The sequence below is a fragment of the Clostridium sp. AF27-5AA genome (assembly GCF_003478415.1).
GTDB lineage: Bacteria > Bacillota > Clostridia > Lachnospirales > Lachnospiraceae > Otoolea > Otoolea fessa.
This window is the reverse complement of sequence record NZ_QUFH01000005.1, coordinates 149105-163250: the sequence shown is the minus strand read 5'-3', so window position 1 is coordinate 163250 and position 14146 is coordinate 149105. Positions and strand designations below refer to the sequence as shown.

The following is a 14146-nucleotide window of genomic DNA, read 5'->3' as shown; positions in this document are numbered from 1 at the left end:
TTTCCTACTCCCGTCCAGCCTCTGCCTGAACCTCGCGGATAGCTGCGTCGATCTGTGCCTCTACGGATACCGGCTTCTGGACCGGTGCTTCCGGCTGCTTCTTTACTTTCTGTACGGTCAGCGGCATATTAACGCCCAGCGGATTGAGAACGATGCCCTTTGCCTCCTCCGGGAGTACCTGAGCCAGCTTGATCGCATCTACGACAACCGGGCGGAATTTCTTCTCACGGTTGAAACGCTGGAACTCGATCACATCCGTAAAGATCGGCTGGAAAATATCTCCGCTCTTTAATTTAACCAGCGGAATGCCATTTCCTTCCTCTGGAAGCGGCACGATATAGCGGCCCTTCGTGAAGTGCGCGCCGATCTCCTCCTGTAAATCGTTTAATTCCGGCGTAATCTCCTGATTTGGCTGACGGCGCAGATCCTGCATATAGTAAAGCATCGTCAGGTGCAGCTCCGGGTTCTCCACCCAGACTTTTCCATTCTTGCTCTCCTCCGGGTCTTTGCGTCTTACAAACTCGGTCAGCTGAATCATCTTCTGCTCCTCGCCCACGTGTACCTGGATAGCATTGACACCCATCGTGTAAAGGCTGGTATAGAAAAGCAGAAGGCTCTTTCTGTCTACCTTCGCGATTCCTACCGGAATCTGCTGCTCTGCCAGCTTCTGTGCGCCTGCCTTTGCGCCCTCTTCGTCCGTAAACAGCAGGATGGCATCATCCATTGTTTCCGGATCACAGTATACATACGGCTCTTTCGTACATCCGGAAAGAATGGCATATAAGGAATCTGCCTCTCTTAACTTCTGTGCGAAGATATCCGGCTCCTGTTCATTCGTATTTGTCTGCTTTGTCTCGTTTTCCATCCGTCTAATCTCCTTTTTATTGAATCGTCATCAATGCCTCAAAATCAGCCCGTGCAAATCGGTGGTAAATCGTGTGCCCCATCTCCTCACGGATGCAGTAATCATATGCATCGATGCTGCTGTCTGTAAAATAAATGACATAATCAAAATCCATGCCGTCCGGCATCTGCCGGCACTCATACGCGCCGAATTTTTCAAACACAGCGGTAATCTCTTCCTTTGTGCAGGCGTGCTTTTCCCGAAACAACTGGATCAGCTCCTTTAAAAACGGCGGTTCCGGCACCTGCTCATGGACATACTCTACAAAATCCGGCGGGATCGTAAAGACGATCCGATCGGCGTGGATCCGAATCTGGGTATCTCCCATTTTCTCCTTCTTCGCCTCCAGCTCATGCCGTATCTTCTTCGCCAGCTCCCGGATATCCGTCTCCTGCATCTCCAGCATCGCATTTAGGGAAGAAAGCGGATAATAAAGGCGCATCGTCTCCCTGGCATAACCAAGTTTTAGCTGCGCCTCTTTGATCTGATCCGTCATATTTTGAATTAAAGCTTCCAGTTTCATGTCATACTCCTGCCTCGGAAACGAAACCTCCGTCCCCGGCATCTTTATTGGGTCGATTGAATCATTGATAAGTACCTTTTTCACAATCTCTCTCATTATAACAATTTACCGAAAATGCGTCAATATGCGGATATTTGCTTTTTCGGTTTCTGTTCACGCATAGTTACTGGGCACGTATACGTGAACAGTGACACGCATATGTGCCCAGTAACAGACCTCTACAAATAGCAGGTCGTAAAATGCGCCTCGCCCTCGTCATCCAGATCCATGAGCATGTAGCTCGGGCGTCTGCCCTCCTGGCGCGGAAATGAAAGACTGCCCGGATTCAACACAGTCAGATCCCCGCGCCGCTCCAGATACGGCTTGTGGGTATGTCCAAACATCGCAATCTGCACGCCGCGATCCTGTGCCTCATCGATCAGGCGCTCCGTCCCAACCGATACGCTATAAAAATGACCGTGGGTCAGAAATGCGCGGTATTTTCCAATCGAAATCTCCTTCTCGCGGTCCAGATGGGAGAAAAAATCATTATTTCCCAGCACCATATAGACCTCGCAGTCCGGGTTCTGCTCCTTACACCACGACGTAATCATGTCCTCACTTCCCTCGGCGTCACCCAGATGAATGAACATGTCAAACGGTGCTTCATTCTGGATGACTTCCAGCAGATTACCATCCCGACGGTGGGTGTCGCTTGTAATTAATATTTTTTTCATCACTCGCCAAGCGCCTCCTTCAGCGCATCCTTCATCCGCTCCAGCGCCTTGCCCCGGTGGCTGATACGGTTTTTCTCCTCCATCGTGAGCTCTGCTGACGTTTTGCCGTACTCCGGCAGCCAGAGAATCGGATCATATCCAAATCCGCCGTTTCCAGCCGCTTCCTTTGCAATCTCGCCCTCCATCGCCGCTTCTGTGTGAAGCACTCTGCCATCCGGCAGCACTGCCGCGATATTGCACATAAAACGGGCGCTCCGCTCTTTTCCTTTTGCATCCTTCACGCGCTCAATCAAAATCCGGTTCTTTTCCTCATACGGTGTGTCCCCTAAATACCGCGCTGAATAAACGCCCGGCTCGCCGTTTAAATAATCTATCACCAGTCCAGAATCATCTGCCAGCACAATGCCGCCCGTCTTCTCCCAGACTGCCTTCGCCTTGATCTCTGCATTCTCGCGGAAGGTGGTTCCATTTTCCTCGATCTCGCCTTCAAATCCAGCCTCGCGCATCGTAACAATCTCACGGTTTAAATCCTTTAAAATCTCACGGATCTCTTTCAGCTTTCCCGCATTTCCCGTCGCAAATATAATTTTCTCGCTCACTTTTCCTCGCTCCTTTATCCTCAAACAGCACGGCTTTTCATATCCCGACATTCCGAATCACCGTTCTTCAAAAACAGCTTCCGCCATACTTTCACATCCGTATCAGCAATCAATTCCAGGAATCCACATTCCTCGTATACGCTTTCAAACACACATTGCAGTTTTGCTCCGTCTCCACGCGCTCCCAGGAGGAACCGCGGTAACTGATATAGCCTTCACCGTCGCTTAAATCGACCGTCAGTCCCTTATCCGGCGAACTGTACTCGATCGCCACCGGATGAATCGCTCCCGGCGTCGTGATCTCGACAATCACGGCAAACCGTTCGCCTGCCTCCAGCGTCACCGTCTTATCCAGCAAAACCGTATAATATCCGGCGTTCGCAACCTCCCCGGAAGCCACCTTTCTGCGCCGCCCGAACTGGGAGCTGCCCTCGGCGTCCGTCACGGTATATACCTGATACGATGTATTTTCCCCGGTTGCATAGAAGCCGACTGCCTCCAGCTCTTCTTTCTCCTCTGCCGTATAAATATTGGCAAAAAATGCCGATTCTTTTCCGTAACCGAGCTGCCCGACCCAGCCGCACAGATCTGCCTGGTAAATGTGGTCGTAATTATCTGCCGACTCGATTCCGGAATAGAGAATGTTGTGGATCCCAATATTTGTATCATAGTAGGATACGTAAAAATACCCATCGTCCCCAAATTCGCCGCCCCAGCTGTTGGCGCAGATAAACGCGCCATCCCCCTCCGGCGGCTGGTTAAAATTGTCTCTCGAATAGTGGTCATCCCAGCCGATGATCACAACGTCATGATTGGGCTTCTCATCGCCATTATACCAGTACGCCCCTGTCTCTTTCCGGTAATAATACGTGTCGTCGCGGTCACTGACCATCGCCGTATACAGGGAGCTCTGAACGCCTCCGTACAGATAAACCGCCCGTTTAACCGCCTCATAATCCTTCTCCGGCAACACCTGTATCTCCTGCACATGACAAGCAGGGCTTAAACCGTCAGGCGAATAGCCGTCGCCGTATGGATCCTGTTCTTCCAGCACCGGTCCCTGCCACGCCAGCAGATACGCCATCGACATCGTATACTCGCCCCCGGCATTCTGTGAAAAATGGAAGCTGTTCCGGAGGGACATATGATCCTCCGAAAAGCTGACATTCCACTCCGGCCGGACACGACTTTCCAGCGCCATCACCGATGCAAACGCCCAGCACGTTCCGAGACTCCCCTGGTTTTTAACCGCCGGTGCCCGGCCAGCCTTCCGGTAATCATAGGATTCCGGCAAAAACGTGGCTGGATCCTCTGACCCGGTCAGTTCCATTTTCCGGTTCTCTGCATCCCAATTTTCTTCATAGGAAAATACCTCCGTCACCGCCTCAAGCGGCACATACAGGATTCCATTTTCCCACTCTGGGGGTGCTGCAATCGTCTGGCTCTCCTCCCCAAGCAAAAGTTCCGGGCTTCCGACCGTCATCTCCGCATGAGTATTGCCGCGCTCCATCACAAGCCGGTTTCCATCGTAGAGAAGCGCCGCACAGGAAAGCGCCTCCGGCAGCATCCCATACGGTATCATAAACTGCCCGTCCTGCGACATTCGGAGGCTTCCAAGCTGCGGATCGACCATTGTTCCATCGACTTCCAGCGTGATCGGGCTGTCATTAATCTCCTCGGCCATCTGCTCATACCACTCCGGCTGCCACTCGGCGTTCTCCTCCGTCTTTTCCACCTGCTTCGGAATATGAATCAGACGGTTCTCGCGTACCAGAAATCCCAGCAGAAGCACCAGAAGCGCCCCATAAAAAACATTACGCTTCAACCTGATCCCCCGTTTTTCTTCTCGGCGGCTTCGGACCCATAAACTGATAATAATACGTCTTCATCATACCATTGTAGATTTTCCGGTTCTTGTCCGCTTTCCTGCCAATATAGCGCTCTGCGCCCTCATACGCGGTAATCAGGTACATCGACCAGGAATCCAGCGCCTTAAACCGTTCACCGATCGTCTTATAGAGCGCTGGAAGGTTCTTTTTCTCCTCGATACGCTCGCCGTAAGGCGGGTTTGTGATAATAAAGCCATATTTCTTCGGATGGCTCAGCTGCGCCACCGGGCGCTCCTGGAAATGAATCATGTGATCCACTCCGGCTCTCTCCGCATTTTCCCGCGCCGCCTTGATTACCTCTCCGTCAATATCGTAGCCCTGAATGTCTACCTTTACGGTATCATCCACCATCTCGGTCGCTTCATCGATCGCGTCGTACCAGCATTTCTTCGGAATCAGGTTTGTCCAGCTCTCCGACAGGAAGGAACGGTTCATGCCCGGTGCCATATTTGCCGCGATCATCGCCGCCTCGATTGGGAAAGTACCGCTTCCGCAGAACGGATCGACCAGAATCCGGTCCGCTTTCCACGGAGTCAAAAGAATCAGCGCCGCTGCCAGTGTTTCCGTGATCGGCGCCTTACTCGTCATCTGACGATAACCGCGCTTGTGCAGCGACTCGCCGCTCGTATCGATACCGACTGTCACCTGATCCTTATAGAAAAAGACGCGCAGCGGATATTCATTGCCCGTCTCCGGCATCCGGTCCAGATCGTAATATTCCTGCATATGACGGGCAATCGCCTTTTTCATAATTCTCTGGATATCTGACGGGCTGAACAGCTTACTCGAAATAGACGACGCCTTTTTAACCCAGCATTTACCGTCCTTCGGAAGATATTTCTCCCACGGAATCGCACGGGTTGCCTCAAACAGCTCGTCAAAGGTCACTGCCTTGAAGCTTCCCACTTTTAAAAGGACGCGCTCCGCCGTCCGCAGAAAAATATTCGCACGGCAGATCGCCTCCGCATCGCCGATAAAGGTTACGCGGCCATTTTCCACCTCGGTAACCTCATAGCCCAGATCCACTACTTCTTTTTTCAACACTGCTTCCAGTCCAAAATGGCAGGGAGCAATCAGTTCATATCGTTCCAATCTTTTTTCCTCTTATCTCTCTGTGGATTCATTGCCAAATCATTTCATGCAAAGAATCCTTTTATTTTCATTACAGTCTTCACCATTTTTATTCTAGTTGACTGGTCTGCATCTGTCAATGAAAAGCCGCGGCAAAAGTGTCTATCTCAGGCTGCACTGATACTTCCCCTGATAAAAGCGGTAACCGCCGCCCAGATTATAAACCTCATATCCCATCCGGTCATACCAGCCGCACACCAGAAGGCTTTCACTCCCCCGCGCACAGTAAAACAGAAGCGGACGTTCACCTGTAAGTGTCTGCCGGTTATCCTGAAGCCATAAAAATGGAATATTTTCCGCCTCGCAGAGGTGAGACACATTATATTCTTCCGGCGTCCGAAGGTCAATCAGCCGTCCCGTGTACCCTTGCTCCAGCCACGCGTCCAGATACCGCACCGGTATGGTCTGATACATCCGTCATCCCTCCTCATTTTATACAAAAACGGTTTCTGACAGAACCCGATTTCTTTTTTAACTCTATGTAATATTAATATATGCTTTGTCCGGCGGACAGGTGTCGGAGGAGATGCGGCAGCCTCTTCCATTGGCACGAAAGTACAAAAGACTGTGCCTTGACACATCCGGGTGTCTCGCGCGGTCGCTTGCGACATGTTTCTGCTTTGCGCAAGTGCACATCCTAGCGGAGCGTTTTTTGTTTCATAGGACGTAATTTCCTATGAAACGAACAAATGCCGGGAAACGGCGGATATTCCGCATTCCCGGCATTCACTATTTTTTCTCTTATCTGCCTGTCTCATCAGTCACAATCGCTGTAATCATCCTCTGTCTTGTCCTGATACTGGTTTTTAGAGCTATTCCTGGAACGGTTCTGGCTCTGGTTCTGCATGCGGTTCTGGCTCTGGTTGGAACCATAATTAGAGCTGTTCTCGGATGCATTTTTGCTGCTGTTTTTCTCGGCACTGTTATCATAGTTGCTGTAACTGTTTTTGCTTGACATAAGTCATTCCTCCTAAATTCCTGCCCTGTCAGGTTTTCTACGTGTCGGTTCCGGCTTCCTGTGAACAGCCGCTTAACCGTCACTTTCTTGTTACAGGTCTTAGTATGGAATTTTACTGCGAAAGTATGCAGGGTAATTCTTACTTTTTATGCCAGAAATAATTTTTTGTTTCATAGGACGCAATTTCCTATGAAATCAAAAAACATCTGCATCCAACCCTTTTTTCATAAAAAGGTTCCATGCAGATGTTTCGTAAATTCATTCTTAACCCAGCACGTTCACAATCTTAACCGGTGTGCGGTAGTTCCATGGGGAAGTCTTGATGCCGGTCCTTTCAGTTGAAGCATGTACCACTTTGCCGTCGCCGATATACATCGCTACATGGTTGATACCTCTTCCGCTTCCGTAGAAAATCAGGTCGCCCGGCTGCATCTGGTCAGCGCTGATTGCTGTACCCTGCTTGGACTGGGAAGCTGAAGAACGGTTCAGGCTCACACCGGCACCGTGCTGCATCACATATTTCGTAAAACCAGAACAGTCAACACCTGTGTGCGGGTCGCTGCCGCCAAATTTATAACGTCCACCTACAAACTGCAGTGCATAATTGACTAACTGCTCTCTGGTCGAGAGATTGCTCTGCTCTGCGACAAATGCATCTGCGACTGCAGCTGCTTCCTCTGCCTTGCTGAGCATAACGCTACTCTGAACCTTCAAATAGCCTTCCATCTCACCGGCCGCTACCTTGATCCAGCTGTCATCTGCCTTTCCAACTACGTCATAGGACTCGCCCTTTTCAGCCATCGCTACTACTTCTGAGTTTTCATCCTCATCCGCATAGATCGAAAGGTCTGCTGCCACGGTTGCCACCATGTCGCTTTCATAACCTGTAGACGGCCCCGCAAAAGCTGCCTGCGCGCTGCCAATGGTCAGCATTGAGCACACGCATACCATACTGAAAAGTTTCTTTGTTCTATTTAAATTCATGCTTCAAAACTCCTTAATTAGATTTTGTGATTCCCGCAGATATTGCTGAAACAAAAGAATCGAGTCCCAATCGCTGTGGTGTTATCTATCGTTCGAAATGTTACATAATTATTAAATCTTATTACATTGTTATTATATTTTCTTTTCTTTTCGTTGTCAAGGAAATGACGGATCTTTTATATTTATTTAAGATTTTAATTTCCGACAAAAAAGCGCAAAAATACAGGGAATTTCAACCATATTGGGACAAAATATTTTTGCCCCAGGCTGCCGAAATGCCCTGTATTTTCAAGTGTTTTTTATATCATCTCATATATAATGCAAATCACGATTCTGAAACATATTTCATAATTCTAAGATTCTGTCTCTGGCAAAATTTTATTTTCATTTTTCACTAGCCGTGTCCAGCGTAAACCAGAACTCCACACCGTTCTCATGGTTCTTCACACCGCACGCCTTATGGTGCATCTCCATGATCGCCTTGACGATCGAAAGCCCGATGCCGCTGCCGCCATATTCCCGCGTTCTCGCTTTATCTACCTTGTAAAACTTCGTCCAGAGGTTCGGAAGCGCTTCGTCCGGGATCGGATTTCCCGTGTTAAACACTTCCACGCAGACCTCTTTTCCATCGCGCCGGTGGTCAATCCGGATCTGAATCTTCTTCTCCCCGCCGCCCACATGATGAATCGCGTTCGTCAGATAATTGGTGATGACTTCCTCTATTTTAAATTCATCGCCCATGACGTAGACCGGTTCCTTCCCGTCAAAATCCACAGTCAGCTCATTCTGCTTAAGCAGCACACCGGAAGAAGAAATCACACTGGCAATCAGCTCCGTCAGGTCAAACCGCTCCACAGACAGCCGTTCTCCCCCAAATTCCAGCGCCGTCAAGGTCAGAAGCTGACGCACCATCCGATTCATTTTCCCAGCCTCGTCCATGATAACGCCGCAGTAATAATCGCGGTTCTCCTTGTCCTCCGCCATGCCCTCGACGAGTCCTTCCGCATAGCCCTGAATCAGCGCGATCGGCGTCTTTAACTCATGCGACACATTCGCAATGAACTCCTTACGCATCTCATCGATCTGCACTTTCTCGTCAATATCCTTTTTAAGCTGTGCATTCGCCTCTTTCAGTTCCCCGATCGTTGTCTTGAGGCGCTCCGAAAGCACATTCATGCTGTTTCCAAGCGTATCAATTTCCTCCGTCGAGCGGCGGCTTGTCTCATAGCGGGCATCAAAATCCAGGTTCGACATCTTTTCCGACAGCTCCGACAGCCGTTTGATCGGCATCGTAATGTGCCGGGTAATAAAATAAATCAGAATACTTCCCGCCAGAATTACCACGATTCCAACAAACATCAGAAACCGGTTTGAGATAGCCGCGCTCTCATGGATGCTCTCCATCGGCATCGTCATGATGAAAATGGTCGCATTATCCGAGAAAAATCCCCAGCTTTCCAGATAAAACGTCTTGCTGAGCGGGTCAAACGTCTTCTGAATCATGTAGTTGTCATATTCCCGCAATACATCCCGCTTCGCCCCCGCATGACCGACGATATAGCGCCGCACCCGCTCACGCATGACTTCCACATCCCGCGCCGAGGAGACGAGTGTCTGGTCACTCTCGCTGTCATATAAAAGCAGGGAAATATTCGATCGGTCACGCAGCTCGCGGATCACATTTGCCAGCCGGACACCGCCGCTCGAAGCTTCCTCCCCATCCAGTGCATCCGCCGATGCATCCTCCGAGTCATCCTCCAGCACCACCGTGTCACCTTCCGCATATTCACCCAGCGCATCCTGTGTCTCAGCGCCAGCCCTATCACCAGTTCCATTTTTACCAGACTGAGCCGAACCTCCATCCGCACTGTCCATATCAGAACTTCCATCTTTCGATTTCTGGTACTCTTTCCAGCCCGAATTCAGCTCCGCCTGTGCGTCCTCCAGCGAACTCTCGCCATTCCGGACCTCATCCTGGATAATCGCGTCAATCGCCCGATATCCCTTTTCCAGCGTATGAATCTTATAATTCTGGTAATATCCGGACAGAAACCAGTTATTGATACACCAGATAAGCGCGATTGCAACCGTCATCAACCCGGCAAATATGATTGTAAATTTCCATCGGACCGAACGTTTCATTCGCTTACCTCAAATTTGTAGCCCATGCCCCAGATCGTCTTGATGTACTCGCCTTTCTCGCCCAGCTTACTCCGAAGCTTCTTCACATGCGTATCGATCGTCCGCGCATCGCCGAAATAATCATAATTCCATACATTATTCAGAATTTTTTCTCTCGAAAGCGCAATTCCCTGATTCTCTGCAAAATACGTCATCAGCTCAAATTCTTTGTAGCTTAAATCCACCGGTTTTCCATCCACGCTGACCTGATGTGCCGTCTTATCAATGTGGATGCCGCCCACATCGATCACATCCTGGCTGCCGCCGTTGCTGCGGCGCAGGATCGCCTCCACACGTGCGACCAGGATCTTCGGACTGAACGGTTTGGAAATATACTCATCCACGCCCAGATTAAAGCCCTGCAGCTCGTCGCTCTCCTCGCCTCTCGCCGTCAGCATGATGATCGGCACCTGCGAATACTTGCGGATCGTCTTCACAACCTCCCAGCCGTCCATCTTCGGCATCATCACATCCAGAAGAATCAGCGCAATGTCCTTCTGCTGGAAAAACAGATCCACCGCCTCCTCGCCGTCCCCGGCTTCCAGCACCTGATACCCTTTAATCGAAAGGAAGTCCTTCACCAGCTTCCGCATCCTCGCCTCATCGTCCACGATCAGTATTTTAATCTTATCCATAAAATCTTCACCTCATTTATTTTACTCTGCCGTGTATGACAGAACCTCTTTCCACGCTGTCATATCCTGATTACATTCTCAATCTGTCTGTATTTTAGCAGATTCGGGTGGGAGATTCCATAGGTTCACAAAAGATTCATAGTTTCTACCACATATAGAAAAGAGAGTCCTTTTCCATCCTCCTGGGCTCCCCAATGCAAGCAATTTATATATTCAGTTGCCAAAGACAAATGGAACTTTTTCATCTCACACGCAAAACAGGACTGTCCGACAAAATCCAGTATTTCTCTGCATTTCTCATCCAGCCCTGTTTGCTTTCTATTTCACAGTCTTTCCAGGCTGTTCCATATCTTATATTTTATTCTTCGGTCTTCTCCGCTTCATTGTTCTCGACCACACCAATGGAAAGATCTTCAAGCTGTTTCGGATCAACCTGAGACGGTGCTTCCATCATCAGGCAGGAAGCATCTTTTACCTTCGGGAATGCGATGACGTCGCGGATGCTGTCTGCGCCGACCATCAGCATAACCATACGGTCCATACCGTAAGCCAGACCAGCGTGCGGCGGTACTCCGTATTTGAATGCGTCTAACAGGAAGCCGAACTGCTCCTGTGCTTTCTCCTTCGTGAATCCAAGAACCTCAAACATCTTCTCCTGGATGTCTGCCTGATGGATACGGACAGAACCGCCGCCCATCTCGGTACCGTTCAGGACGATATCGTATGCTTTTGCACGTACCTTGCCCGGATCGGTATCGATCAGCGGAAGATCCTCTTCCATCGGCATGGTAAATGGATGGTGCATAGCTACGTAGCGATCCTCTTCCTCTGAATATTCAAGCAGCGGGAACTCGGTTACCCACAGGAACTTGAAATCATCCTTCTTTAAGAGGTCAAGCTGTCTAGCGATCTCCAGACGTAAGTTTCCAAGTACATCAAATACAACTTTATCCTTGTCAGCTGCGAACAGAAGCAGATCGCCCGGCTTACCGCCCATAGCAGCCACCAGTGCATCCAGCTCTTCCGGCTTCATGAACTTGGAGAAGGAGCACTTGTAGGTACCGTCCTCATGGATTGCCAGATATGCAAGACCTTTTGCACCAAAGCCTTTTGCGTACTCAACCAGCGCATCTATCTTCTTTCTCGGCATAGCGCCCTGTCCTTCTGCGTTGATACCGCGGACAGAGCCGCCATTTTCCAGTGCACTCTTAAATACAACAAACTCGCAGTCTTTTACTACATCCGATACGTTTTTCAGCTCCATGCCGAAACGCAGATCCGGCTTATCTGAACCGAAACGATCCATTGCCTCGCGCCAGGTCATACGCTGGATCGGAAGCTGCAGATCGTAATTGCAGATCTCCTTGAAGAGCTTCTTTAACAGACGCTCATTGACATCCAGAACGTCCTCAACGTCAACGAAGGAAAGCTCCATATCGATCTGGGTAAACTCAGGCTGACGATCGGCTCTTAAGTCCTCGTCACGATAGCAGCGTGCCAGCTGGAAGTAGCGGTCATATCCAGAACACATCAGAAGCTGTTTTAACAGCTGCGGAGACTGCGGCAGTGCATAGAAGCTGCCCGGATGTACACGGCTCGGTACCAGGTAGTCTCTCGCGCCCTCCGGAGTACTTTTAATCAGAGTCGGAGTCTCAATCTCAAGGAAGCCTTCCTCTGCTAAGAATGCACGGGTCAGGATAGCCACGCGGCTTCTTGTCATCAGGTTTCTCTGGATATCCGGACGTCTCAGATCCAGGTAACGGTATTTCAGGCGAAGATCCTCTTTGGTCTTGGAGTTCTCCTCGATCGGGAACGGCGGTGTCTCAGACTCTGCCAGAATGCGGAGGTAATCCGCGCGGATCTCAATCGCACCTGTCTTTAAGTTTTCATTTACTGCACCGGAACGTGCCTCTACGCGTCCGGTTACAGCGATAACGAACTCGCTTCTCAGCTTTTCTGCCTTTGCAAAGCTCTCAGCGCCGCAGTCAGCTTCCTCGAAGATCAGCTGCAGGATACCGGAACGATCCCGCAGATCCACGAAAATAATGCCGCCTTTATTTCTGCTCTTCTGAACCCAGCCCATAACGGTTACTTTCTCACCGATATTGGCAGTTCCCAGCTCGGTACAGCGATGGGAACGTTTCAGTCCTGCCATAGATTCTGCCATGATAGTATTTCCTCCGTTTATTATAGTTTTATCTGAAAAATTCAAAAACTGAATCACTTCAAACTGTCTTTGTAAAATTCCACGATCTCCTCGTAGCCGTCCTTCGCCAGCTGCTCCTTCTGGAATTTCTTGTTCTTGTTCATCTGTGCGACTGCCACGCGGGTGCCGTTAGCGCGCTCTTCCTGTGCTTTCTTTAAGACGGCACGGAACTGCTCGCCGCTTAAACCTTTCTCATACAGGAATGCTTTCTTGCCGGCTGCCTCCGGTACTTTGAAACCGGAATCCATCAGGATCGTGATGATACGCTCAAAACCGATGGAAAATCCGCACGCCGGTGTATCGACGCCGGTAAATTTGCCGATCAGCTTGTCGTAACGTCCGCCGCCTGCAACGGAGCCGCCGAAGCCTTCCATGGAAACCTCAAAAATCGTTCCGGTATAGTAGCCCATGCCGCGCACCAGCGTCGGGTCAAATTCAAGACCGAATTCGATGTCTGCAACCGCTTTAACTGTCTCCATGATCGTTGCCAGATTCTCTGCCTTTGCCGGATCCATCACGCCGGAGAGCTTCTCGCCCAGCGTGCGGACGCCTGCCGCATCGTTCTGAATCTCTGCCAGAAGTCCTGTGTATTTCTCAACCGCCTCTGGCGCATAACCTTCTGCAAGCAGCTCTTCGCGGACACCGTCCAGACCGATCTTATCCATCTTATCGAGAATGATAAATACCTTATCGGTCTCATTTTCCGGGAATCCGCTGTAATCTGCCATGCCCTTTAAGATCGCACGGTCATTGACGCGGACAGTGTATGCCTTGTCCGGGCAGATGCGCTTCAGCGCCTTGGTAAGCGCCAGAATCTCCTCGATCTCAGCCAGGTTTGTCGCATCACCTAAAATATCGATATCACACTGTACAAACTGACGGAAACGCCCCTTCTGCGGACGATCGGCACGCCATACGCTTCCGACCTGCAGCGCCTTGAACGGCGCTGATAAATTAGCAGAATTGTTTGCATAATAACGGCTGAGCGGCAGAGTTAAGTCATAGCGGAGACCACCGTCTACAACATCTGCCTCTGTCTGTGCTGCCTCGACGTTCAGCTTCTCGCCTCTCTTTAAAATCTTGAAGATCAGCTTCTCATTGTCGCCGCCCTGCTTGCTGGTCAGGTTCTCAATGTGCTCCACGCACGGAGTCTCGATCGCCGAGAAGCCGTATCCGCGGTAGGTATCTTTGATGATATTCAGCACATAATCCCGGATCTCCATCTCGCCCGGAAGAATATCCTTCATGCCTGTAACTGGTTTTTTCTTTAAAGCCATGTGTCAAACTCCTTCTATGTCTTTCTGCGACCATATTTCCCGCGCAAAGAAAACTTCACTTTTCCATGCTGGAAACTGGATTTTTATGTTTCTCTGTTACAAAGTGTTTTTCTGCATCTGACACCCTGTATCTGTGAATTTTT

Annotated in this window: 13 protein-coding genes; all 13 read right to left on the bottom strand. The window is 50.0% G+C overall.

Features of this window, described 5'->3' with window-relative positions; genetic code table 11:
- Nucleotides 1–4: 4 nt before the first annotated feature.
- Nucleotides 5–865, bottom strand: coding sequence for an SseB family protein (locus tag DWY89_RS07260; protein ID WP_118524538.1), 861 nt, complete (start codon nucleotides 863–865; stop codon nucleotides 5–7).
- 16 nt (nucleotides 866–881) lie between these two features.
- The gene (locus DWY89_RS07255) at nucleotides 882–1511 is read right to left on the bottom strand and encodes a DUF3877 family protein (RefSeq protein ID WP_182427961.1); all 630 of its coding nucleotides are present in this window, start codon (nucleotides 1509–1511) and stop codon (nucleotides 882–884) included.
- Between the two features lie 134 nt (nucleotides 1512–1645).
- Nucleotides 1646–2143: a metallophosphoesterase gene (locus DWY89_RS07250; RefSeq protein ID WP_107000502.1), complete on the bottom strand. Its 498-nt coding sequence runs from the start codon at nucleotides 2141–2143 to the stop codon at nucleotides 1646–1648.
- The gene (gene rdgB / locus DWY89_RS07245) at nucleotides 2143–2742 is read right to left on the bottom strand and encodes an RdgB/HAM1 family non-canonical purine NTP pyrophosphatase (RefSeq protein ID WP_117796170.1); all 600 of its coding nucleotides are present in this window, start codon (nucleotides 2740–2742) and stop codon (nucleotides 2143–2145) included. The genes DWY89_RS07250 and rdgB overlap by 1 nt, the downstream gene beginning before the upstream one ends.
- 109 nt (nucleotides 2743–2851) lie before the next feature.
- Entirely contained in the window at nucleotides 2852–4567 is a 1716-nt protein-coding gene (locus DWY89_RS07240; RefSeq protein WP_118524536.1) for a lectin like domain-containing protein, read from the bottom strand.
- Nucleotides 4557–5723: a class I SAM-dependent RNA methyltransferase gene (locus tag DWY89_RS07235; RefSeq protein ID WP_118524535.1), complete on the bottom strand. Its 1167-nt coding sequence runs from the start codon at nucleotides 5721–5723 to the stop codon at nucleotides 4557–4559. The genes DWY89_RS07240 and DWY89_RS07235 overlap by 11 nt, the downstream gene beginning before the upstream one ends.
- A gap of 141 nt (nucleotides 5724–5864) precedes the next feature.
- Entirely contained in the window at nucleotides 5865–6176 is a 312-nt protein-coding gene (locus DWY89_RS07230; protein ID WP_022359332.1) for a rhodanese-like domain-containing protein, read from the bottom strand.
- 343 nt (nucleotides 6177–6519) lie between these two features.
- Nucleotides 6520–6720, bottom strand: coding sequence for a hypothetical protein (locus tag DWY89_RS07225; RefSeq protein ID WP_022359331.1), 201 nt, complete (start codon nucleotides 6718–6720; stop codon nucleotides 6520–6522).
- A 264-nt stretch (nucleotides 6721–6984) separates the two neighbouring features.
- Entirely contained in the window at nucleotides 6985–7704 is a 720-nt protein-coding gene (locus DWY89_RS07220) for a C40 family peptidase (RefSeq protein ID WP_118524534.1), read from the bottom strand.
- 384 nt (nucleotides 7705–8088) lie between these two features.
- Nucleotides 8089–9846: a HAMP domain-containing sensor histidine kinase gene (locus tag DWY89_RS07215; RefSeq protein WP_118524533.1), complete on the bottom strand. Its 1758-nt coding sequence runs from the start codon at nucleotides 9844–9846 to the stop codon at nucleotides 8089–8091.
- Nucleotides 9843–10520 (bottom strand): response regulator transcription factor, encoded by a 678-nt coding sequence (locus tag DWY89_RS07210; RefSeq protein WP_118524532.1) that lies wholly within the window; start codon nucleotides 10518–10520, stop codon nucleotides 9843–9845. Before DWY89_RS07210 ends, DWY89_RS07215 begins: the two co-directional genes overlap by 4 nt.
- Nucleotides 10521–10878: 358 nt before the next feature.
- Nucleotides 10879–12687 (bottom strand): aspartate--tRNA ligase, encoded by a 1809-nt coding sequence (gene aspS, locus DWY89_RS07205; protein WP_118524531.1) that lies wholly within the window; start codon nucleotides 12685–12687, stop codon nucleotides 10879–10881.
- 53 nt (nucleotides 12688–12740) lie between these two features.
- Nucleotides 12741–14003 (bottom strand): histidine--tRNA ligase, encoded by a 1263-nt coding sequence (gene hisS, locus DWY89_RS07200; RefSeq protein WP_118524530.1) that lies wholly within the window; start codon nucleotides 14001–14003, stop codon nucleotides 12741–12743.
- Nucleotides 14004–14146: the final 143 nt, after the last annotated feature.

Coding starts and splice junctions, on each gene's coding strand:
- DWY89_RS07260 (WP_118524538.1), bottom strand. CDS start 865: ATGGAAAACGAGACAAAGCAGACAAATACGAATGAACAGGAGCCGGAT.
- DWY89_RS07250 (WP_107000502.1), bottom strand. CDS start 2,143: ATGAAAAAAATATTAATTACAAGCGACACCCACCGTCGGGATGGTAAT.
- DWY89_RS07230 (WP_022359332.1), bottom strand. CDS start 6,176: ATGTATCAGACCATACCGGTGCGGTATCTGGACGCGTGGCTGGAGCAA.
- DWY89_RS07225 (WP_022359331.1), bottom strand. CDS start 6,720: ATGTCAAGCAAAAACAGTTACAGCAACTATGATAACAGTGCCGAGAAA.
- DWY89_RS07220 (WP_118524534.1), bottom strand. CDS start 7,704: ATGAATTTAAATAGAACAAAGAAACTTTTCAGTATGGTATGCGTGTGC.
- DWY89_RS07215 (WP_118524533.1), bottom strand. CDS start 9,846: ATGAAACGTTCGGTCCGATGGAAATTTACAATCATATTTGCCGGGTTG.
- DWY89_RS07210 (WP_118524532.1), bottom strand. CDS start 10,520: ATGGATAAGATTAAAATACTGATCGTGGACGATGAGGCGAGGATGCGG.
- aspS (WP_118524531.1), bottom strand. CDS start 12,687: ATGGCAGAATCTATGGCAGGACTGAAACGTTCCCATCGCTGTACCGAG.
- hisS (WP_118524530.1), bottom strand. CDS start 14,003: ATGGCTTTAAAGAAAAAACCAGTTACAGGCATGAAGGATATTCTTCCG.